This is a genomic window from Photobacterium andalusiense (genome assembly GCF_900185625.1).
In the GTDB taxonomy this organism is placed as follows: Bacteria; Pseudomonadota; Gammaproteobacteria; order Enterobacterales; family Vibrionaceae; genus Photobacterium; species Photobacterium aquimaris.
In genome coordinates this window covers 947,158-968,812 of the sequence record NZ_FYAJ01000001.1, presented here as the reverse complement: position 1 = coordinate 968,812, position 21,655 = coordinate 947,158, and the positions used below count along the sequence as shown (strand labels likewise).

Genomic DNA, 21,655 nt, shown 5'->3' with positions numbered 1-21,655 from the left:
AATGTTGAATAAACAAAGCCAACATATTAACAATCAAAACAATTTTTTCTATTTAACATTAGCTTTAGTGTTCTTATTGATTAGTGCATCGTTAGATAAAGTGATCACATCTGGCCTGTTGCAATACATACTTGAAGCTTTTACATTAATAACTTTTGGTATTTGCCTATTAAGTTTACGATTTGACAAGAGTTGGTTTAGATTTTTATTATCGTTAGTGGTTGCATGGCTGGTGGCGGTGGTTACTCGCGTAGTTTTAGGAGTCGAAGAAATAGAAGTGATCATGTTGTTACTGATGTTTATCTTCTTTTATGGCACCTTTCGTTCAATCATGCGACAAATACTGTTTACTGGCTCGATTAATACCAACAAAATCATTGGTTCAATGGCCTTGTTTTTATTGCTTGGTTTAATGTGGGCTATTGGTTATTTAATTTTAATTCACTTCTTGCCAGGATCATTTCATGGAATTAATAAAGGCCCATGGCATGAAAACTTTGCTGATGCGGCTTACTTTAGTTTTGTGACCTTAACCACACTAGGTTATGGCGATATTTTACCGATCACCCCAATAGCTAAAGTGTTCGCCTATCTTGAAGCGATTGTTGGTGTATTTTATATGGCAATCGTGGTCTCAAGTTTAGTTAGCTCAAGCCGAGTACAGTATTTTAATGATAATACGGATCAATAAGCTCATCGCAATAGCACAGTACATAGTAAACTACACTTTAGCGTTTAATTTGTAAGTACGGCGATATTCTCGTGGAGTCATACCTTTATATTGCTTAAATTGACGATTAAAATTTGCTTGATTGCGATAACCGACATGTTCAGCAATGTGAGAGATTGGATCACTGCTTGACATTAATGCTTCGGCTGCGTGATTCAGGCGGAGTTTTTTTAAGTATTGAATAAAGCTTTCATTAAAGTGTTGTTCAAACAGTCGATGAACAGTGCTTTCACTGCTGCAAAGGTTGTTCGCAATATCTGTGAGTGTTAAAGGCTCTTGGTAATGCTGCTCAATAAAATAGCATATACGCTCAATTTTCTCTTTGTGGTTACGTGTCGTAAATTCATTATCAATATGATGAGATTGTAGGGTTTTACTGCTTTTATCATGGCATAAGATGGAAAAAATCTTAAGCAATTGTGCCAGTAACTCGATAGAGTCGTAGTTAGATGTGAAAATATCATCAACTATCATAGCGACATCACTCGCTGCTTGTTGATTAAATGACAGTCCTTTTTGAGCTCGTTTTAATAAAACATCAATCTTTCGTAGCTCATGGCAGCTAAACATCATATTTGCTATCCAGTCTTGTTTAAACCAGATAGCAATAGTTTCAAAGTCTTGGTGGTCATTTTTTTTAATGGCTTGAACGGCATGAGGAGTATTAGGGGCTATTAAAATCATGCTTAGTGGCTCAAACTCACCATGATAATGTCCAATATGACACCTTGAGTGAAAATTACGATGCAGCATTAATTCAAATTCTTTGTTGTGATAATGCCAACTAAAATCCTTTTCTTTATCGACTATCTGTTTTAAACGCCATGATGCTCCAACACGCTGTGGCACTTTCTCTAAACTTGCTTTCAAATAAACTCCCCATTTATTACGTATTAAAAATAGAAGTATGACGTAAAAGTATTGTTATTAACTAAGATAGTACATGAATTAATACAAAAAAGTTGGTCATGACTAAAAAGTATTGCAATTTGCAGGTTTTGTATTAATTCGCGCCGCGTAAAAAGATTATTTTATTGTTGGATAAAGATGGAATATAGGTGCTGTTTATATTTTATCTGTGGTTATTTCTCAATAAAATAAGGTCATAAAGATGGTGAATTTCGCGTATTTCCAGCGATTAGGTAAAGCATTAATGTTACCCATCGCAACCTTACCGATTGCAGCATTACTGCTGAGGTTTGGCATGCCAGACATGCTTGATATCAGCTTTATTGCCAAAGCAGGTAGCAGTATTTTTGATAATCTCCCTTTAATTTTTGCTTTAGGTATTTCTGTTGGACTATCCAAGGACAGTTCAGGTGCTGCTGCATTAGCGGGGGTGGTCGGATATTTCATCTTAACTCAGGCAACAATCGCTATTAATCCTGATGTAAATCTTGGTTTTTTCGCAGGGATCCTTGCAGGTATTATATCAGGGCATGCATATAATTATTCCTACCAAGCTAAAATGCCTGATTTTCTAGCTTTCTTTGCTGGTAAACGTTTAACACCTATAGTGGCTGGGTTATGTTGTTTAGTGATGGCATGGTTCTGTGGCGAGTTTTGGATTTTTGCTCAACATGGAATTGATAGTTTTAGTGCTTGGATTGCGCAAAGTGGTGCGATTGGTCAATTTATTTATGGTGCAATGAACCGTGCTTTAATTCCTTTAGGGCTGCATTACTTTTTACACTCGGTATTCTGGTTTAGCCTTGGTGAATGTACTAAAGTGTCTTATGAAGTTGGATCTTCATTACATCAAATTTGTCTGAATCCTGAAATCGTATCACATCTGACGTTAGGCCAAGCATTACCCAATATTGATAATTCAGTTATTACTAAAATTGCAGATATAACCACTCGTGGTGATCTTAATCGTTTCTTTGCCGGTGATCCGAAAGCAGGGGTATACATGGCATGGGCATACCCAGTAATGATGGGGGGCTTGCCTGGCGCCGCATTAGCGTTAACATTAGCTTCACCTAAAAATAAACGTAAGTTAGTGGGCGGAATGTTGTTATCGCTGGCATTAACGTCATTCTTAACCGGTATTACTGAACCTCTTGAATTTAGTTTCTTATTTATTGCACCTGTTTTATATGTGATCCATGCTGTGCTTGCTGGTGTGGCAATGGTGATTTGTAATTGGTTCGGTATTTTACATGGCTTTGGTTTCTCTGCTGGTCTGATTGATTTTATTCTTAATTGGGGACTTGCGACTAAGCCATGGTTGCTTGTACCACTTATTGGTGCGTTCTTTGTACTGTATTTTGTAATATTTTACTTTATTATCAAAATCTTCAAGTTACCAACGCCTGAAGTTGATGATCCATCAGGATCACAAGAGGTGACTACAGATCCAGCGGCTTATATTGAAGCATTAGGTGGTGCCAATAATATTATATCGGTTGATGCTTGTATTACGCGGCTTCGGTTAGGTGTAAATGATTGTAACTTATTCGATGATGGTGCTTTAAAAGAACTTGGCGCTAAAGGTATTGTGAGAATTGGTGCTAAAAGTGCACAGGTTATCTTAGGACCTAAAGCTGAGTCTATTGCTAATAGCATTAAGGCTTCAATGAGTAAATAAAAATGAAATTAAAGGGAGTGATTGTAATGATTACTCCCTTTTTTATAAGCGAAAATGAATTAGCATATTTGGAATTACGGTAACTATTTTCCAAAAGTAATTAAAAAGGAGTATGTTAGAAGTAGGTATCTATTTGTTTAATTGACTATTTTGTGTAGGTGATATGAATCGCTTCTTTAAGAAAGTTTATCAATATATAAACCCCGCCGTTAATCCTGATTTAGCGCCTGCGTTTGATGAATGGCAAAAACATATTCCAACGCTATGGTTATTAGGTAAAACAGGTGCAGGTAAATCAACAATTATTCAGACTCTTACAGGTAATAGTTTGGTTGAAATAGGCAATGGTTTTCAACCGTGTACCCGCACAGCACACCATTATCTTTATCCTGCTGAAAATCCGTTAGTGTGTTTTCTTGATACGCGAGGTTTAGGTGAGGCGGACTACGATCCAAGTGAAGATATTGCGATGTGTAGTGGTAAAAGCCATGCCTTAATGGTGGTAATGAAAGCAGAAGAGCCAGAGCAATCAGGCTTATTAAATGCTTTAAAACAGATAAAGCGCAGTGGTGTAATTAAACACTTGTTGGTTATTCACACTGCGGTTAATAGCATTGTTGATACTCAAGAACGTCAGCGAGCGATTGATTATAATCACCAACGAGTAATGGAGATCTGGGGAATAAAGCCTACTCAATGGCAATCACAAACAGCTACTATCTATCATCCTATAGTGGTTGATTTGATCCCTGATGATGAACAATTTATTGGCCTTGATGACTTACATCATGCGTTAACTGACGCGCTACCGATGTTGAGTTTATTATCAAATCAACAAGCACATACTAATCGTGAAGAACAAAATTTTTACCAGCTGCGTCAAGAAGTATTGTGGTACGCAGGTGCTGCTGGTGCTAGCGATGCAATTCCTGCAGTAGGGTTATTTAGTGTGCCAGCTATTCAAGGCAAGATGCTGCATAGCCTTGCCAATCAATATGGTGTTAGCTGGAATAAAAAAGACTATGCTGAATTTGTTGGCATGCTTGGTTCTGGTTTTTTATTGCAATATTTATCTAAATTAGGCTTGAATCAATTAGTGAAGTTTATTCCTGCTTATGGTCAAACTGTAGGGAGTGCAACGGCTGCTGCGATGAGTTTCTCATCAACTTATGCTATTGGTCGCGCTGCTTGTATGTATTTGTATCACCGTAGTAAAGGCGAACCAATTTCTAAAGATCAAATTAAATTGGCTTATCAACAAGCATTTACGACTGTCAAAAACATAGCAGATCGACAACAAGTTACTCAAGCATCGAAAAGCAACATCGAAAAGGACAGCCAATGAAACGGATCAGTAAAAGTTATCAGTTAATCAATCAACTTTCAGAAGGCTTTTTGCCGTTAGTGGTGTCGGCTATCTGTTTACCGGTATTAGTATTAGCGGGCTTTGGTGTGGTTGATCTTATTCAGCAAGGATTATGGTGGTTATTCTTTGCCATTATTGCTGGTGGCTGTTTATTAGCGTTTGTACCTTATTGGTGGTTGCGGCGTAAACGTGTCGTTGCTGATGCTGTCATTGATGATATCGCGCCACTGCACGTGTCAGCTAATCCTCAATGGAGTGAGCACGATCATCAAGTGTGGCAACAAATGACAGCTGTGATAGATAAACAGTTAGCAGAAGATGCGGCATGGGAAAGTTTACAAGCCCATGCTTATGTGTTGGTGGCTGATGTCGCGGCACAATATCATCAACAATCAAACACGCAAAAACTGGCATTTACAGCGCCAGAGTTTTTAATGATGGTTGAAGAGGTGAGTCGTCGTTATCGTCATTTTTTACAGCAACATGTCCCATTTTCAGAAAAAATCACTCTCACAAGCTTGAAGCAAGGTTATGCACTTAAAGATAAAATGGGATACGCCAAAAGTGCTTATGACATTTATCGTTTATTTCGTATAGCGACCCCCACAGGTTGGTTAGCAGAAGTACGAGGATTAGTGGTTGGTAAGTTATTTGATGATGTCAGTGCTGAAGTTCAGGCTAAATTAAAGGCAACCTTACTTCAAGAAGTTGCATCTGTAGCGATTGATTTATATAGCGGTCGTTTTAAACTTGATGATGCCGCCGTGCCTCATAGTCAGCTACACGATCAAGATAAACAAGCGACAGCGATAGCGGTTGAGCCATTACGTGTGGCTGTTGTGGGTCAGGTGAGTGCTGGCAAATCCTCGGTGATTAACGGCTTACTGGGTGAAATTGCTGCTGAAGTGAGTGCCTTACCGTCAACCGATAAAGTCACGACCTATAAATGTGAAGTTGAAGGGCTTGATTTAATAAATCTTATCGATTTGCCCGGCATTGATGGCAGCGTAGAAACCAATAATAAATTGCTTAAACAAATGACCCAAAGTGATGTGGTTATTTGGGTATTAAAAGCAAATCAATCATCACGTCAAGTTGATGTTGTTTTAAAGGAAGCATTAGATAGCTTTTATAAACAACCTAAAAATCAACATCGTAAAGCACCTAAAGTGATCATGTTGGTGAACCAAGTCGATAAACTTAAACCGGTTGATGAGTGGTTACCACCTTATGACTTGAATGGCCCACAAACCCCAAAAGGGCGTATTATTGCTGATGCTGTAAAATATAACCGTGAAATTATGGACGCTGAATATATTTTGCCGTTTTCTGTTAGTCGTGATCGTATTCCCTATAACCTTGATAACTTACAATCACAACTACAGCATGTTTATCAAGATGGTGTTAATACCCAACTTAATCGTCGCCGTGCGCAAGGAGAGACGATTGATTATAGTGAACAAGCGAAGCGACTATATCGATTAGGTAAATTAGTGTTTGATGCGGCAACAAAATAGCAGTTATTACGAACAATAAAAAATGGCCTTGATAGTAAGCATCTTTAATTATGAGACGTTTATTATTAGGCCATTTTATTCTGTTTAATGGTTAATGTAATTGTTCAACAAACCGAAAAGGTTAAGGTAATAAAACCCACGGATCGCCTGCTGTTGGCGTATTACCTTGGCTCCACCATTTTGCCTGGTATATTTTACCTTGGTAGTCAACTTTATCATTACCGTTATAAACGGCATTAGTTTCCCATGGAGTCACATCTGCAGGTAACTCTGGTGCTGGTGTTTCATCGGTTGGCGGTGTTACTGGCGGTGTTATAGTACCATCTGTCGGTGGTGTTACAGGTGGCGTAACTGTGTTATCAGTTGCCGCTTTAATTAACTTCCATGGGCCGCCTAAATCAGGCTGATCACTTTGTGTCCACCATTGAGCCTCATAAATTGCACCTTTGTAAGATACTTGCTCGCCACCGGTATAAACTTTATTTTGATCCCAACTTGCTACACCATCAACCGGTGGATCGGTTGGATCAGTTGTACCGCCGCCAGTATCTGGATCTAATTTATCGACCACACGAACGGCAGGCCAGTTAGCGTGCGAACCATAGAAATTAGTTACACACTTTTCATAATCACCTGCGACTAAAGCAGAATAAGCAGTTTGGAAACCGACTAACTCACACTCAAACGAGACGCCGCCAGGACGATCTGGATAATATTTCCAATTTGCATCCCAGTTAGTGTAAAGCACATCAGTTGCACCATTTAGATTTAAACTGCCATAAGGAGTTTGTTGCCAACAAGTATTGGTTTCATCACTTTTTAATGGAATTTGATAGTTTGCAACTAAGCCTTCCCAATAACGAATACGGTTAACCGGCTGGCCTTTATCTTTGTTTTGTTCGCCACACTCAATACCACCATTGATGACGTTAATTGTGGTACCAAAGCCATAACCGATACCAGCATCTGTTTCTCGTTGTGAAGGAGTCCAAGTGCGATCGATGACATGTAACATGGCTGGTTTAGGTGCTTGAGGTGTTAAGAAGAACCAGATAGCCGAAGCGAGATTGAGCCAAGAGTCAGCCACAAGCCCTGGGTTATTAAGCAATACTGTTGCATCGCCGTCAAACATGACTTCAGAAAAAGCGCCATAGTTAAAGTGGTAGGAGAGTTGTTTTGCGCCACGGCCAAAATAACCTTGCCCCTCGGCACAAGGCCAGCGTTTATTTTGCCAATCATCTTGACCACAACCTGTAGTGTAACCTGGTTGGCCTTCAGACCATCCCATTTCACGCACATGCACTAATGCTTGTTGCCATTCTTCAAGACCTAATGGGTTATCAGAGACGTTTTCAATACTAATATGGCCGCCAGTTTCTTGGGCGAAATGGGCGAAAGCCGTAATAATGGATTTTTTACAAATAGCGTCAGCATCACGGTCATCAGTGTAATCACCACAGAAAGCGGGGAATTTACCTATGGCACGTAAAAAACGAGTATAGGTATATTCAGGTGCGGCCATTTGAGTGAGGTAATTCCATTCAGTTTCAGGAAAAACGCGCTCAACGCGTTTGACGTTATCTGGGTTAGTATTCAAGCCTGGTGCGATACTTTCAACAACAGTATTTGATGCTGTAGCTAAGGCTTTTGCCCAAACATCATACATAGGATCAAGCGTTTTTGCGTTTTCTGCTGCTATTATTTCGGAACGTTCAATAACAAAACCACCGACATTATTAGGATCGGGTTGAGGGGTCATTGCGTAACAATTAGCAGCAAAAAAGCCGCCAATGATGAAAGATAGCGGATGTAATTTAGTCATTGACTCATTCCCTTATCAATAGAACACACAGAAGTTGTTAATAATGTTATCTATATGTAATGTAAGTGTGCAATGGTAAGAAGGGAAAAGCGTGTTATTGCATTGAAATTTAGTTAGAGATTAAACATTTTTTGCATTGAAAATGATGTTTGTCGCTTTATTTTCCTATTCTTTGGGTAGAAAAAAGTCCTTATAATCGAGTTGATCATAAGGACTTTTTAATCGTATGAATTATTATTTAGCGTACGAGGAAACGCGCTATTGGTGTTTTACGTAAACCACGAACAATGAGCGTAGATACAATCAATACGACAGGTACTGCGAAAATACTCGCAACAATCGAATTAATGCCTAATAGCCTGACGATATTTAAATAATAAATCACAATAATAAGATGACAGAGATAAATTCCTAATACATCTTTACTTAATGCGTGGGTGATTTTGTTGTCACCAAAATTTGGTTTAGCCAATAAAACAAAGAAAATACCTAATGCCCATAGCGGAGTCCCAAAAAGAAAATCATGGAAAAAAGCCCCATTTTCTTGCAGAGATAAGTAGTTTGCTTCACTAATAAATAACGCAAATCCAATAATTAACATTATGATGCTGTATTTTAAGCTAATACTGATATTACGACGACGAACTTCAAACCCAAGCATGATCATAAAGGTACTAAAAAATGGGCCGTTACGAGTGAATATCGGCGAGCTTAAATCTGTCATTTGGGAATAACTTCCCGCCATTAAACCAAAAATAAATAATCCGCTCGCCACTGGGATGATTAATCGCTCCAACTTGAAACGTAATAAGATAGTAATAACGGTTAACCCACTGAGTAAACCAGGAATATACCAAAGGTGCACTAATCCCCCTTCAAAAAGGGTATTTAATGGCGTTGCTAATAGTTTTTGCCAGTACATTCCACGTTCAGCAAAATAGCCATCGGTAGCTACAATATGAAAGTTAAACGGTAAAATGAGATAAATAATGCTCCATGATGCCCACATTATTAGTAATGGGCGAGCATAGCGCCATAAGTAGGGAATGCGCTCAGTTGTTAAACGAGGTTGAATGAAGTAACCAGCCATAATAAAAAATAGTGGTACAGCAAAACGACTCATTTGATTAAGACCCATGCCTAATAATGGTTGGCCATTAAAGAGTGGCGCTTGCATAAAAATTTGGCAATGTAAGGCAATAATAGCGATAGTAGCGATAATTCGACCGCATTCAAAACTGGCAACACGAGATTGAGACATTATTAAAACTCACGAACTAGAAGTGGTGTCGAAATTATATGTATTTGAGGATTTTGTAAATTGCATTGTGAAAGGGAATAACGTTATTGATCACATAATTACATTTTTAATGAGTATTAACAGCAAGTTATACGTAGAAAATGTAAGTAGGCAACAATGTATTTATAAAAAGTTACCTACTGATTAAAATATTTATAATCCTAATTGTTCAAGTAAATCTTGATTGTCATTATTATTGTCGATGGGTTTATTTTCTGAAATACGTTGGTTTTGTTGTTGAGCAACATAGGCTGTTTCAAAAATGGTATCAGGATCTTGTTCATCAACTTCAAAAGCTTCGAGTTGAATAAATTCAGTCTTATCCATTGCGAGTTCAAGATAAAAAATATTGTTGTTACTAGTGGTAAAACTAACGCGCCGAACTTGTGGGCGATCTAGATTGGTATCAACCGACAATATAATCTGTTTATGTAACGCCAACATCTTGGGCTGGTTTTGAGTAATTGAAATGTTTAATTCTCGTCCAATTTTACCAGTGAAATCTCCAACGACTTGGTTCATTAACTCCCCTAAAATGTTTGCTACGTCATCTGCGGTATGATGGATGGCAAGATCTGAATCTGTAAAACCCATGCGTAGCATATAATTTTGATAGAGTTCCATAGCAGCTGGTGCAGAGAAATTGGTAACAACTAACCCGGTAAAGCCGCCATCAAATAAAACAAAACATCCGATATCTGGTTTTAAACTGGTTTTATTAATTTTTTGTACCATCGGTGAGTATTTAATTTGACTGTCTGTGGCGCGTGATAATACATCAGCAAGAGAGTGACATAATTTTATTAAAATATCGTCAGTGGTGATTGTATGATTTTTTCTCATATACAGCCCTGTAGAACTTATTTATAACTAATAAGTGAAAAAATTCAATGGTTAAAAAAGCCGATAACCATTCTGCTTTTATCTGCTAGAAATAAAAGATATGAATATGTATCGGCTTCTAACGGCAGGACTTGAATCTTTATTTGCTGATATGGTGTTATTTGTTGTTGATGTTAAGCAAATCGCTTATCTAAATACGCAATAATATCGTTTGATTCATACATCCAGGTGATTTGATTATTTTCTTCAATGCGTAAACAAGGAACTTTGCGCTTTCCACCTTGCTCTAACAGTTCTTTATCCCAAGGCGAAACTTTAGCGTCGCGAGTAACAAGTGGTATATTTAAACGCTTTGCATGACGTCGTACTTTTACACAAAAAGGGCATGTTTCAAATTGATAAAGCTGCATATTAGCGACAGCAGCATCAACAGTCTGCTGCTCTAACGTATCGCGTTGCATTCCGCGTGGTGAAAAAATGGCATTAAGTATAAGGATGATGCGACCGACAATCCAACGAAGAGCTTTCATGTATATTATCCTATGGCTGATATAAAGATTATATCCTGATTCTATTATAAAAAAGCTGTTGGGTAACTATATGGTCAATGATTATATTTACTTAATGAAAGCGATATTGATTTTAGGAAACAACAATAAATTTATAAAATCAATATGGTAAGGTCAAATATAAATTTTATTTTTTTATTTTTACTTTATTTTTTTGGAAGTAAGCTCAATATTTAGATGTATGTCACTGAATGCATAATTTATATTACAGCAGATTGTTGCTTTGCTTTATACTAAATTTAAGTTTCGTGGGTAAGTGATTAATCTGATGATTAAAAATATAAATATTCTCATTTGTGACGATTCAGTATTGGTACATAAGTCCATTACACGATCCCTACAGTCATGCACTAATGCGACTTTTTTCTATGCTGGAAATGGAAAAGAAGGACTTGATCACTTAAAAAATATTGATATCGATATTATGTTTTTAGATCTAACCATGCCGGTGATGGATGGTTTTAGCGTGATGAAATCGTTACCTGTACGCGACTTTAAAACCACAATTATTGTGTTATCTGCTGATGTTCAATGCACTGCAATGGAAAGAAGTTTAGCATTAGGGGCTGATTATTTTTTACCGAAGCCTTTTAATCATAAACAGCTGCTAGAGCTTTCTCAACGCTTAGGGTTAGTGTTTGATAGTGCGCAAGACTCAGTCATAGATACATATTTAATTAGTGAGCACCCAATAGATAATATTCGTGAAATAGCCAACATTGCCCTTGGAAGAGGGGCGGCTATCATTTCCGATCATTTAGGTGATTTTATTAAAATGCCGTTACCGAATGTGGCATTTATGAAAAGCAGTGATTTATCTATGGCGATTGCTGATATTCGTAATGATAATCAACTTATCGCGATAACACAGCGTTTTGTCGGTGGTGGTATTCACGGCGAAGCTTTAGTAGAACTACATGGTCAAGATATTCATGCCTTTGGTAAAAAATTAGGCTTTAGTCAAACCGATGAATATAAAAATGAAGTTGTGATTGATATTGCAAATTTAATGGTGTCATCTTTTTTAGTCGCATTATCAGAGCAAATATTAATTCCATTTTCAGTTCGACAACCTATTGTTCTTGAAGAATATATGAATTTGCATCATACACAGTGTGATACAAATACTTATTTCACCATTGAATATACCTATAAGGCAGAAATATTAGATGTTGAATGTGATGTCTTATTTATTATGGATAGCCATTCTCTAACTATTATTAATGATAAAGTGATGGAATCATTACATTGAACGAAATATCTTTAGCTGATTTTCATTTAACGATGCAAGTATTAGATAACCTTGATGCGGGTGTTGTTATATTAGATGAGACCTATAATGTCTGTGCATGGAATACGTTCATGCAGGCATATAGTGGTATTTCTAGTATGCAAATTATGGGTAAATCGCTATTTGATGTAGTACCTGACTTACCTCAGTCGTGGTTGAAAAATAAAATACGCTCGACGTTTAAGTTACGAATGCATTCCTTTTCTGCATGGGAAGATCGGCCATGGGTGTTTCGTTTTTTAAATTTTTGTCCAATATCTGGTAGCTCAGATATTATGTATCAGAATATGACCTTAACACCATTACGATCATTATCAGGTGAATATAAGCATATTTGTTTAACCATTACTGATGTTACTGATATTGCTAAAAACAAAAATCATCTTCATGAGTCAAATAAACAGCTAACGCATTTAAGTATTACTGATCGACTAACCCAACTTTATAATCGAGGTCATTGGGAGAATTGTTTGGCTGACGCGTTTGAGTATTGCCAGCAAACGCAAACACCAGCAACGTTAGTGATGTTCGATATTGATCATTTTAAACGTGTTAATGATACTTATGGTCATGTCGCGGGTGACGGGGTAATAAAAGTTATCGCTGACGTTTTACGGCGTACAAAACGACAAACAGATATCGCTGGCCGTTATGGTGGTGAAGAATTTGGTATTATTTTACCTGGAACATCAGCAGAGCTTGCCGGTTACTTTACCGAAAGGCTACGTAACCGTATTGAAAAAGAAACGGTATTTGATGATCAGCGAGGGATTGTTAAAGTCACAATCAGTCTCGGTGTGTGTGAGTGGAACCCTAAACTAAGTGATTATAAATCATGGTTAGAAAAATCTGATTTAGCTTTATATGAATCAAAGAAAAAAGGTCGCAACACCACTACAATTATCAATAGTGATGATTGTTATACAGATAGTAAAGGCGAATTTATTTTAACGGAAGTTGACGCCAATACGACTATAAACTAAACAATATTATGCAAGCTATCCTGTAATATTGATAATGACTGTATGTTTAGTATGGTTTATGTAAAATGCAGGCGTTTTTCCTGTTTTAGGTTAGTCGCTATGCGCATTCATGCTGTACATACTCTTTATGAAGAACGTCTTGCACGTTCAACTCGTCCATTCCTTGCTCGTGGCTGTAAAGTCCAACGCTGTCGTCAGTGTATGTTACGTACGCATCTGTGTATTTGTAAACATCGCCCATTAGCCAAATCAAACGCGGCTTTTTTATTGGTAATGTTTGATGATGAAATTTTAAAACCGAGTAATACTGGCCGATTAATTGCAGATGTGTTTGAAGATACCTTTGCTTATATTTGGTCGCGCACTGAACCTAACGTTGAGATGTTAGCGTTATTAGATGATCCTCAATGGCAGCCTTATGTGGTTTTTCCTGCGGAATATGCACCAGAAAGAGAAGCGAAGACAATAGAGCTTGAAGCAGGGAAGCGACCATTATTTATAATGTTAGATGGCAGCTGGGCTGAAGCTAAAAAAATGTTCCGCAAAAGCCCATACCTTGATCGTTTCCCGTTATTGTCGATTAATCCAGATAAGCCATCACGTTATAAAATGCGTGAAGCATCAAAAGAAAATCAACTGGGTACCGCTGAAGTTGCAGCACGGATTATTGATGTATTTGGTGAGCACTATAACGCTGAGCTATTAGATTTATGGTTCGATGTTTTCCGCGAAAATTATATTGCAGGTAAAATGAATCGCTTAGTACCAGAGTATTCATCGTTATCTGTATTAGAAAAATTCATGTCGATTGATGAAACGTCAATTTAAAAATGTGATGTCGACTGAATAACATTAAAATCAAGTTGAACAATAACTGCTGAATTAGCCGTAGATCACAGTCATTTTTGGTCTAAATGTGGATAATTTTTAGTATATTTAATGAGTTATAAGCTCACGGTGTAGTTAAACATTATTTGTAGGAGAATAGGATGTACTACGGCTTCGATGTAGGCGGAACTAAAATTGAATTTGGTGCATTTAATGAAAAACTAGAGCGCGTAGCAACAGAGCGTGTACCAACACCGAGTGATGATTACGATAAACTTATCGATACTATTGTGTCTATTATTGCCGCTGCAGATACCAAATTTGGTTGTGAAGGCGCTGTTGGACTGGGTATTCCTGGAATTGAAGATGCACGAGATGGCACTGTATTAACCTCAAATGTCCCTGCAGCCAAAGGACGTACATTGCGCAAAGACTTAGAAGCAAAACTGGGTCGTAGTGTCAGCCTTGATAATGACGCTAACTGTTTTGCATTATCTGAAGCATGGGACGATGAACATCAAGATGCACCGTCAGTATTGGGGCTTATTTTAGGCACTGGTTTTGGTGGCGGTATGGTGTTTAACGGTAAGGTCTTTTCAGGCTTAAATCATGTCGGTGGTGAGTTTGGTCATGCGCGTTTACCATTAGATGCATGGTTACATTTAGGTGAAAACGCGCCATTATTTGATTGTGGTTGTGGTCAAAAAGGCTGTATTGATAATTATTTGTCTGGTCGTGGTTTTGAGCAGATTTATACGCATTATTACGATGAAAAACTAAAAGCAATAGAGATTATTGAACGCCATGCTGCGGGTGATGAAAAAGCACAACAGCACGTTGATCGTTTTATGGAAATATTAGCAATGTGCTTTGCTAACTTATTCTCGGGTGTTGATCCTCATGTTGTGGTGTTAGGTGGTGGTTTATCGAATTTTGAATTAATTTATGATGAATTACCAAAGCGTTTACCTAAATACTTATTGTCAGTGTCACAAGCACCAAAAATTGTAAAAGCAAAACACGGTGATGCTGGTGGCGTTCGTGGTGCTGCTTTCTTGAATATTAAATAGTAACTATTATGTAGTTCACCAATATTTATTGTGTAACGAAAAGCACTTCATGGCGAAGTGCTTTTTTTTTATGTTAGAATCCGCGCTTGTTTTCTTATGCCGCTCTATTGGTATAAGCGTATTTATTGCTAGGAATACACTATGTCGTTTGAAACGCTCGGTCTTCACCCTAAATTATTGCAAGTTGTTACAGAGTTAGGTTATGAAAAACCAACAGATGTGCAGCTGCAAGCGATCCCATTAGCATTGGCTGGGGATGATGTGATGGCTGGGGCACAAACGGGTACCGGAAAAACAGCAGCATTTGCGCTTCCTATTTTACAACGTTTAATGACATTGCCATCATTGACAGAACAGGGAATAGAAGACGCTAAGCCCCAACAAGGTGCAAAAATTCGCGCTTTAGTGATCACGCCAACCCGTGAATTGGCACAACAGGTCTACGATAGCTTTATTGCATATAGTAAATACACAGAACTGAAAGTCGCTGTTGCTTATGGTGGCACTAGTATGAATGTTCAAATTAAAGCATTAAGAGCTGGCGTTGATATTTTAATTGCGACACCAGGACGCTTACTTGACCATGTTTTTGTCGGTAATGTATCACTTGCGAATGTAGAAACATTTGTGCTTGATGAAGCAGATCGTATGCTTGATATGGGGTTTATTATTGATATTAACCGTATCATGAAGCGCATGCCAGCTGAGCGACAAACACTATTTTTCTCTGCTACTTTTTCAAAACAAGTTAAGAAATTAGCCTTTAGTATTTTAACTGAACCTAAAATGGTGGAAGTTACACCTGAAAATATAGCGGCTGATACTGTTCAACAAATGGTATATCCAGTAGATAAGAAACGTAAATCGGAATTATTAGCTTATTTAATTGGCTCGCGTAATTGGCAGCAAGTGCTAGTATTTACTAAAACTAAACAAGGTTCTGATCAACTCGCTAAAAGTTTAGGCTTAGATGGTATTAAAGCTGTATCAATCAATGGTGATAAAAGCCAAGGTGCTCGTCAGCGTGCTTTAGATGATTTTAAAGCGGGTAAAGTGCGTGTATTAGTGGCAACGGATGTGGCTGCTCGTGGTTTAGATATTCAACAACTAGAGTATGTTGTTAACTTTGATTTACCGTTTAATGCTGAAGATTATGTCCATCGTATTGGTCGTACAGGCCGTGCAGGAAATACAGGTTATGCGATCACATTAATGAGTCTTGATGAAGAATGGGCATTAAAAGCGATAGAAGAGCTATTAGATACACGTTTACCACAACAATGGCTTGAAGGTTATGAACCTGATCCAAGTTTAATTGAAACCGTGTCTGTTCATCGTGGAGCATCTGCAGAAAAACGTCGCGCTAAGGCAAAGAGTAAAGTACACCAAAATAGAGGAAAAAACGCTCAACGTCGTCGTTAAATAACAGTCATTTATATCTCAAAAAATACTAAAACGTCGCTGAATTGCGGCGTTTTTTATTTATATGCTATGTATTGCATCTGTATTTTAAAAACTTTAACAGAATTAGTTGTTTAACCAAATGTTGTCTGCTAATTTAGCATTTTAGCGTGTAGTATTTTACTTCGGTTTTGGCTGTGATAATGTTTTTGAGGTATTTATGGCGGGGTTAAATAAATGGCTTCGTTCAATTGTCTTATTTTTAGTCTTTTTCACCATAGTGGCATATGGGTGGTATCTTTTGGGCGGAGCACAGAAAGAATATATTGTTACGCCTCAAAATAGCCAATATAAAATTATTGATGACTCAGTCCAAAGTGGGGCAACAAAAGCAACATTAGATATTAGTAAGGATAGTGTATTTTTAGAATGCGATATTATCAATAAAGCTAAGTGGCCGTTTTGTGAAATAGCGATTTCGTTGACTAATTATATTGATAAAGGGATCGATTTAAGCACTTATCACTCAGTGGGTATTGATATTGATTATACGAGTCCACTTGAAGATGAGCGCGTAAGAGTATATTTACGTAATTTTGATTCAACCTATGCAAATGTAAATGATCCAATATCATTAAAGTTTAACGCGATTGAATATTCACCGGGTGTTGATGATGGATTGAAGATTTTCCCATTGCGAAACTTTCAAGTGTTATCGTGGTGGATCGCTGAAAATAATATTCCTGTCGATAAGTCGAGTCGGCAATTTGATAATATTTCAGTGATTGAAATTGCTACAGGAAGTTATGTTAAAGAGTCCTATTATGCTATTCGATTAAATAGATTAGTATTTTATGGTGAATGGATATCAGAATCGTCTTTAGTTAAAGCATTGCTATTATTGTGGGTTGTTACCGCTATTATCATTATTATGAGTGAACGATTTATTCTTGATAAAAGAATAAAACACACAGAAGAGCGTAGCCAGCGTTTACGTGACGCCAATAGATTGTTATATAACAAAAGTCTAAAATTTGAACATTTAGCCTGTACTGATCCATTAACGCGGATTAGAAATCGACATACCGTAACTGAATGGTTAGAAGAGATAACGATTCAAACTCAATCTAATGATATCCCTTTCTCAATGATTTTTATCGATATCGATCATTTTAAAGCGGTAAATGATACTTATGGTCATGGTTTTGGCGATACGGTATTAGTTAAATTTGCAGAAACGATTGATAAATTAATACGTCGTTCTGATATGTTTGCTCGTTGGGGAGGAGAGGAGTTTGTTCTTTTTTGCCCTGAGACGAATATGAGTACAGCTGTTGAAATTGCAGAAGAAATTAGAGAAACGATTGCAAACAAAGTCTGGGATTTTGATCACGAATTTAAGTTAACTTGCAGTTTAGGTATTGCTGAATTAGTGAATGAATCTAGTGAAGAGTTAATTCAGCGTGCTGATTTAGCGTTATTAAAAGCAAAAAAAATGGGTAGGAATCGAATAGAAATAAGCTGGGAGCACCAACAGCTTAGATAAGATTGATAAAAAAAGCCGAATATTGCTTTGTATCCATTTTTATGGAGCATTGCAATAGACGGCTTTTTTTTTGAGTATAGATATCAGTAAATATTAACTCTCTAATATAATATGCCCAGTGGCAACCATATAAATAGCAAATAAAGACAAGAGAATTAATACAACAACGAAAATACGCTCTTTACCAACAAAGGAAGGTTGATTTAACTCTTTCTTGGCTTTAATGAAGAAATAAAGGCCTGGTAAATATAATAAAGACGCTAATAGTAAGTGGCTTAATCCTGAAGCATAAAGTAGCCATAGACCATAGATCGTCGAACCTAAACCGATAAATAATAATCTACCGCGGTTTTTATTTTTAATCGCAAGTTTTAGCGTGTAAGCCGCAACAAGGAAGTAGGGAACTAAGATCATTTCTGAAGCAATTATGAGTAATGAATTATAAGTCCCGCCAGCATAGATAACGGCAAATAATGAAATCTGAATACAAATAATGGTCAGGTTAAGGGCTTTAATTGAGGTACCGGCACTATTCTCTTTAGCATAAGACTTAGGGAACATATTATTTTGTGCAGCTAGTAGTGGTGCTTCTGTAGCGAGTACTGTCCAACTTAAAAATGCACCACTAACAGAGACCAATAAACCACAACCAATAATAATTGAACCCCATGGGCCAAGAATATGTTCAAGCACAAGTGCCATTGATGGATTATGGAATTTAGCTAATTCAGGTGTGGAAATAACACCCATAGAAAGTAGTGTAACAAAGACATAGATAACAAGTGCTGTTAGTAGTCCGAGAATAGTAGCTCGGCCGATATCACGACGATTACGCGCTCGAGATGAAACGATCACAGCGCCTTCAACACCGATAAATACCCATACAGTAATGAGCATGGTGCCTTTAACTTGGCTTAGTAAGTCATGCTGAGGACCAAATTCTAAACCTGTAAAATCAAATGTAAATGTGTGCCATTTAAATGCGACTAAAGTACAGAAAATAAATAACACTAATGGAATTAATTTAGCAACGGTAGTAATAGTATTAATAGTTGCAGCTGTTTGTACACCACGTCTTACTGATGCATAAACAAGCCACAATAGAATAGATGCACCAACAATTGATTGCCAAGTGTTACCCATACCAAAAATAATATGACCAGGTTTATCAAAGAACATACCTAAGGTGCTAAAGACAATCACAAGGTATGACACATTGGCGAGCATTGCACTTAGCCAATAGCCCCAAGCTGAACAAAATCCAACAAAGTCGCCAAAGCCTGCTTGTGCGTAACCAAAAACACCACTATTAATATTAGGTTTTAGTAATGACAAAACTTGAAAAGACATAGCAAGGAATATCATGCCTACACCCGTAATAGTCCAGCCGATTATAACTGCTGCAGGGCTAGCAACAGCTGCCATATTTTGTGGCAGACTAAAAACCCCCGCACCAATCATTGAGCCGATTACAAATGCAGTTAATGCACCAAATCCGAGCTTATTATCCATTCTTTAACCTAGTATTTAAATTTTAATTTACTCGATTATATGGATTTTCATTATGCGTAAAAGCTATTTTTAATTTTTTTCATATTTAATGAAATATATTTTTAAATAAAAACATATAAGTTGTATATATATCTTTACTGGTTGTATGTAATGCTATCTTTTTAACAACCTATTGATAACAATAGTGGTTGCAAAGTGGCTTAATGGAACGTTAATTGTGCTTTAATGTTCTGATTTAATACAAAGGCTAAAGTTTTACCTTGTTCGGCGGCTGTAGTGATAATTGGGGTATTAAATGCTTCAATTTCGCCTGTAACAATAACAGCAGAGCAATTTCCTGTTTCTAATGCTTTTGCCATAAGTAAATGTTTACTTTGGTTTTTGGCATTTTTAAGTAGTAGCACTTTATTAATATCAATGCCTGCATTTATGAGTAATTGCTTATCTAAAAGTGCGTCTTGACCAATAAACATAATCCAACGATTTTCTTCATTTGCTTGTTTAAGAAGACGTAAAAAATAAGCCAGTTGAGCTTGTTGTTGTTCACTATAACTGACCTCAATCGGAACAGCCCTTGACGGAGATGCTACACCATTTAAATGTGATCCAAATGTGGCCTTGTAAACGTCAGAAGCAGTAATAAATTCTTGAGTCTGCATTAGTGCTTTCATAGTGTCATCTCCGACAGTGGTTATATATACATGCTGTATGTACATACAGTAGTTTTATTCCGATTTAGATGCAAGCATTATTTGTCGAATTTATATGTTCGATATAAAAAAACAGTCGTTTTTTTAAAGATGTATTCGTCATGTAACATGTTGTTATTAAGCGTTTTTATTGTTTTTTTGAGTGTTTTACATTGACGACTGTCTGAAATGAATTTTTATTACGATATGAAATTTTGAGTTATATCCCAAAAATTCATACAGTAGTTTTTACTGTATAAGACGTACAAGTGGTGTGATTTGGAAATGAGAAACAACAAGTAATCGTTAAGTGAGAGAGATATTAACGTATATATACTAGCTGCCGACATTACAACAAAGGTCATTGTGCATTGTGTAATAAATGACTTTATGAGAAATAATAATGAGTTTTTAGCAGTGATTGTCTTATCAACAACTATATATAATTAAAAAAACAAATAAATAGGGTAATAACATGTTAGATAATACAATGATTTCATTATTGGTTAATTTTATTGATATACAAACTGACCAGCATATTCTTCCTACAAGAAAATATATAACAGCTGATAGTCTGTCATATTTACCTGTGGTTGAGGATATTTTAACTGTTGAAATTGACATTGATACTCAATTGCCAGTATCACTATCCATTAATGATATACAATTTTTCAATGCGAGTGATACACAGCCTCAAGTTCCAGCTAAGTGTTATATTGTTAAACAAATAGTCAAAAAACTTATGGTAAATGAAGCTTGTGATAATATTGATTATCTTTTAGAAGAGATGTCTTTCATTGCTGCGAAGAAAGCTTGCTTAACAATAACTAAATAAAATAATGATGGTTATACTCATGTTAGGCGGGAGTATAGCAATTAGTTATGATAGATCGACCAATGAGTAAGCCTCTAAGGCGAACTCATTGGTATTATCAGTTACAATGAAGTGCGAAATTAAAGTCTAAAAAGCTCAACACGAAGGTGGTTTTCATCTTCATATGCAATGACAGATTGGAAATAACCGCTTTGATCAATGGCAGCAGAGAAAATATCTTTGTGCTCGGTATTACCAATAAATAAAATTTGAGTTGATTTGATCATCAGCCCATCATCGTCAAAACTTGATGTTAAATCTTCATCTACTACACAAACTAAGACTTTACCAAATCGTGCTTTCAAATTGATATTATGTGCCAATGAATACTGCACTTTGGTATGTAATTGTGATTCGACTTCTTCAATAAGATCAACAAAACGATAAAGATCTGTAGAGCTGGTTTGTAGCATACGCTCTCGATCATTATTTAGGATTGACTCTAAACAAGCGCCTGTTTTTCTACCGCGCAGCAACCAACTTTTGGTTGATTTCTTAACAGCACGATATCGATTATCTTTAAGGATTCGCTTTAAGTACTGAACAAGTAAATTATTTTGCTCAGTCTGTGTTAGGCGACGTTCAAGTTTTTTAAATTCTAGATGTAGTAGGGCGTGAGTACTAATATCGAGTAGTTGTTGAGACTGATTCATTTCTGTACCGAGTTGGAGCGGGTTTGATAATAATATCATATTATTACTGATGTAAGATAATAGTTAATACG

The 21,655-nt window shown here is 36.8% G+C and carries 19 protein-coding genes; 11 read left to right on the top strand and 8 right to left on the bottom strand.

Annotated features, from left to right (window positions below; all coding sequences use genetic code 11):
- Position 1 precedes the first annotated feature (1 nt).
- Entirely contained in the window at positions 2-691 is a 690-nt protein-coding gene (locus tag PAND9192_RS04415) for a potassium channel family protein (RefSeq protein ID WP_087852704.1), read from the top strand.
- Positions 692-721: 30 nt separating this feature from the next.
- On the opposite strand, the gene PAND9192_RS04410 is transcribed toward PAND9192_RS04415, so the two are convergent.
- Entirely contained in the window at positions 722-1,600 is an 879-nt protein-coding gene (locus tag PAND9192_RS04410; RefSeq protein WP_087852703.1) for an AraC family transcriptional regulator, read from the bottom strand.
- Between the two features lie 241 nt (positions 1,601-1,841).
- On the opposite strand from PAND9192_RS04410, the gene PAND9192_RS04405 reads away from it, so the two are divergent.
- The 3 genes from PAND9192_RS04405 to PAND9192_RS04395 all read left to right on the top strand — a co-directional run bounded on the left by PAND9192_RS04405 (position 1,842) and on the right by PAND9192_RS04395 (position 6,203).
- Positions 1,842-3,320 (top strand): PTS transporter subunit EIIC, encoded by a 1,479-nt coding sequence (locus PAND9192_RS04405; RefSeq protein ID WP_087852702.1) that lies wholly within the window; start codon positions 1,842-1,844, stop codon positions 3,318-3,320.
- A 163-nt stretch (positions 3,321-3,483) separates the two neighbouring features.
- On the top strand, positions 3,484-4,665 hold the full coding sequence (locus PAND9192_RS04400) for a YcjF family protein (RefSeq protein WP_087852701.1): 1,182 nt from the start codon (positions 3,484-3,486) through the stop codon (positions 4,663-4,665).
- Positions 4,662-6,203, top strand: coding sequence for a GTPase family protein (locus PAND9192_RS04395; RefSeq protein ID WP_087852700.1), 1,542 nt, complete (start codon positions 4,662-4,664; stop codon positions 6,201-6,203). Before PAND9192_RS04400 ends, PAND9192_RS04395 begins: the two co-directional genes overlap by 4 nt.
- A gap of 121 nt (positions 6,204-6,324) precedes the next feature.
- Here PAND9192_RS04395 and PAND9192_RS04390 read toward each other — a convergent pair whose 3' ends face one another.
- The 4 genes from PAND9192_RS04390 to PAND9192_RS04375 all read right to left on the bottom strand — a co-directional run bounded on the left by PAND9192_RS04390 (position 6,325) and on the right by PAND9192_RS04375 (position 10,698).
- The gene (locus PAND9192_RS04390) at positions 6,325-8,025 is read right to left on the bottom strand and encodes a chitinase (protein WP_087852699.1); all 1,701 of its coding nucleotides are present in this window, start codon (positions 8,023-8,025) and stop codon (positions 6,325-6,327) included.
- Between the two features lie 238 nt (positions 8,026-8,263).
- Complete coding sequence (locus PAND9192_RS04385; protein ID WP_087852698.1) at positions 8,264-9,286, bottom strand: acyltransferase; 1,023 nt, start codon at positions 9,284-9,286, stop codon at positions 8,264-8,266.
- Between the two features lie 192 nt (positions 9,287-9,478).
- Positions 9,479-10,168 (bottom strand): DUF3334 family protein, encoded by a 690-nt coding sequence (locus tag PAND9192_RS04380; protein ID WP_087852697.1) that lies wholly within the window; start codon positions 10,166-10,168, stop codon positions 9,479-9,481.
- Positions 10,169-10,341: 173 nt separating this feature from the next.
- Entirely contained in the window at positions 10,342-10,698 is a 357-nt protein-coding gene (locus PAND9192_RS04375; protein ID WP_087852696.1) for a glutathione S-transferase N-terminal domain-containing protein, read from the bottom strand.
- Positions 10,699-11,005: 307 nt separating this feature from the next.
- On the opposite strand from PAND9192_RS04375, the gene PAND9192_RS04370 reads away from it, so the two are divergent.
- From PAND9192_RS04370 to PAND9192_RS04345, 6 genes are all read left to right on the top strand, one after another.
- The gene (locus PAND9192_RS04370) at positions 11,006-11,989 is read left to right on the top strand and encodes a response regulator (protein ID WP_087852695.1); all 984 of its coding nucleotides are present in this window, start codon (positions 11,006-11,008) and stop codon (positions 11,987-11,989) included.
- Entirely contained in the window at positions 11,986-13,011 is a 1,026-nt protein-coding gene (locus PAND9192_RS04365; RefSeq protein WP_087852694.1) for a sensor domain-containing diguanylate cyclase, read from the top strand. The genes PAND9192_RS04370 and PAND9192_RS04365 overlap by 4 nt, the downstream gene beginning before the upstream one ends.
- A gap of 99 nt (positions 13,012-13,110) precedes the next feature.
- Entirely contained in the window at positions 13,111-13,839 is a 729-nt protein-coding gene (locus tag PAND9192_RS04360) for a tRNA-uridine aminocarboxypropyltransferase (protein ID WP_087852693.1), read from the top strand.
- A gap of 161 nt (positions 13,840-14,000) precedes the next feature.
- The gene (nagK, locus tag PAND9192_RS04355; protein ID WP_087852692.1) at positions 14,001-14,909 is read left to right on the top strand and encodes an N-acetylglucosamine kinase; all 909 of its coding nucleotides are present in this window, start codon (positions 14,001-14,003) and stop codon (positions 14,907-14,909) included.
- Positions 14,910-15,050: 141 nt separating this feature from the next.
- Complete coding sequence (locus PAND9192_RS04350; protein ID WP_087852691.1) at positions 15,051-16,331, top strand: DEAD/DEAH box helicase; 1,281 nt, start codon at positions 15,051-15,053, stop codon at positions 16,329-16,331.
- Positions 16,332-16,530: 199 nt separating this feature from the next.
- Positions 16,531-17,856, top strand: a complete 1,326-nt coding sequence (locus tag PAND9192_RS04345; RefSeq protein ID WP_087852690.1) for a GGDEF domain-containing protein — start codon at positions 16,531-16,533, stop codon at positions 17,854-17,856.
- Between the two features lie 93 nt (positions 17,857-17,949).
- On the opposite strand, the gene PAND9192_RS04340 is transcribed toward PAND9192_RS04345, so the two are convergent.
- Together PAND9192_RS04340 and PAND9192_RS04335 are read right to left on the bottom strand one after the other, a co-directional pair.
- A complete protein-coding gene (locus tag PAND9192_RS04340) occupies positions 17,950-19,368 on the bottom strand; it encodes a basic amino acid/polyamine antiporter (protein WP_087852689.1) in 1,419 nt (472 codons plus the stop codon).
- Positions 19,369-19,568: 200 nt separating this feature from the next.
- Positions 19,569-20,039 (bottom strand): cell division inhibitor SulA, encoded by a 471-nt coding sequence (locus tag PAND9192_RS04335; protein WP_087852688.1) that lies wholly within the window; start codon positions 20,037-20,039, stop codon positions 19,569-19,571.
- Positions 20,040-20,532: 493 nt separating this feature from the next.
- On the opposite strand from PAND9192_RS04335, the gene PAND9192_RS04330 reads away from it, so the two are divergent.
- On the top strand, positions 20,533-20,892 hold the full coding sequence (locus tag PAND9192_RS04330; RefSeq protein WP_087852687.1) for a hypothetical protein: 360 nt from the start codon (positions 20,533-20,535) through the stop codon (positions 20,890-20,892).
- A gap of 119 nt (positions 20,893-21,011) precedes the next feature.
- Here the strand turns inward: PAND9192_RS04330 and PAND9192_RS04325 are convergent, their stop codons facing one another.
- A complete protein-coding gene (locus PAND9192_RS04325) occupies positions 21,012-21,584 on the bottom strand; it encodes a DUF2913 family protein (protein ID WP_087852686.1) in 573 nt (190 codons plus the stop codon).
- Between the last annotated feature and the right edge of the window lie 71 nt (positions 21,585-21,655).

Bases quoted from the DNA above. Each gene is read 5' to 3' on its own strand.
- PAND9192_RS04325 (WP_087852686.1), bottom strand. From the start codon at position 21,584: ATGAATCAGTCTCAACAACTACTCGATATTAGTACTCACGCCCTACTA.
- PAND9192_RS04370 (WP_087852695.1), top strand. From the start codon at position 11,006: ATGATTAAAAATATAAATATTCTCATTTGTGACGATTCAGTATTGGTA.
- PAND9192_RS04345 (WP_087852690.1), top strand. From the start codon at position 16,531: ATGGCGGGGTTAAATAAATGGCTTCGTTCAATTGTCTTATTTTTAGTC.
- PAND9192_RS04330 (WP_087852687.1), top strand. From the start codon at position 20,533: ATGTTAGATAATACAATGATTTCATTATTGGTTAATTTTATTGATATA.
- PAND9192_RS04390 (WP_087852699.1), bottom strand. From the start codon at position 8,025: ATGACTAAATTACATCCGCTATCTTTCATCATTGGCGGCTTTTTTGCT.
- PAND9192_RS04385 (WP_087852698.1), bottom strand. From the start codon at position 9,286: ATGTCTCAATCTCGTGTTGCCAGTTTTGAATGCGGTCGAATTATCGCT.
- PAND9192_RS04405 (WP_087852702.1), top strand. From the start codon at position 1,842: ATGGTGAATTTCGCGTATTTCCAGCGATTAGGTAAAGCATTAATGTTA.
- PAND9192_RS04395 (WP_087852700.1), top strand. From the start codon at position 4,662: ATGAAACGGATCAGTAAAAGTTATCAGTTAATCAATCAACTTTCAGAA.
- PAND9192_RS04380 (WP_087852697.1), bottom strand. From the start codon at position 10,168: ATGAGAAAAAATCATACAATCACCACTGACGATATTTTAATAAAATTA.
- PAND9192_RS04375 (WP_087852696.1), bottom strand. From the start codon at position 10,698: ATGAAAGCTCTTCGTTGGATTGTCGGTCGCATCATCCTTATACTTAAT.
- PAND9192_RS04400 (WP_087852701.1), top strand. From the start codon at position 3,484: ATGAATCGCTTCTTTAAGAAAGTTTATCAATATATAAACCCCGCCGTT.
- PAND9192_RS04415 (WP_087852704.1), top strand. From the start codon at position 2: ATGTTGAATAAACAAAGCCAACATATTAACAATCAAAACAATTTTTTC.
- PAND9192_RS04335 (WP_087852688.1), bottom strand. From the start codon at position 20,039: ATGAAAGCACTAATGCAGACTCAAGAATTTATTACTGCTTCTGACGTT.
- PAND9192_RS04350 (WP_087852691.1), top strand. From the start codon at position 15,051: ATGTCGTTTGAAACGCTCGGTCTTCACCCTAAATTATTGCAAGTTGTT.
- PAND9192_RS04360 (WP_087852693.1), top strand. From the start codon at position 13,111: ATGCGCATTCATGCTGTACATACTCTTTATGAAGAACGTCTTGCACGT.
- nagK (WP_087852692.1), top strand. From the start codon at position 14,001: ATGTACTACGGCTTCGATGTAGGCGGAACTAAAATTGAATTTGGTGCA.
- PAND9192_RS04340 (WP_087852689.1), bottom strand. From the start codon at position 19,368: ATGGATAATAAGCTCGGATTTGGTGCATTAACTGCATTTGTAATCGGC.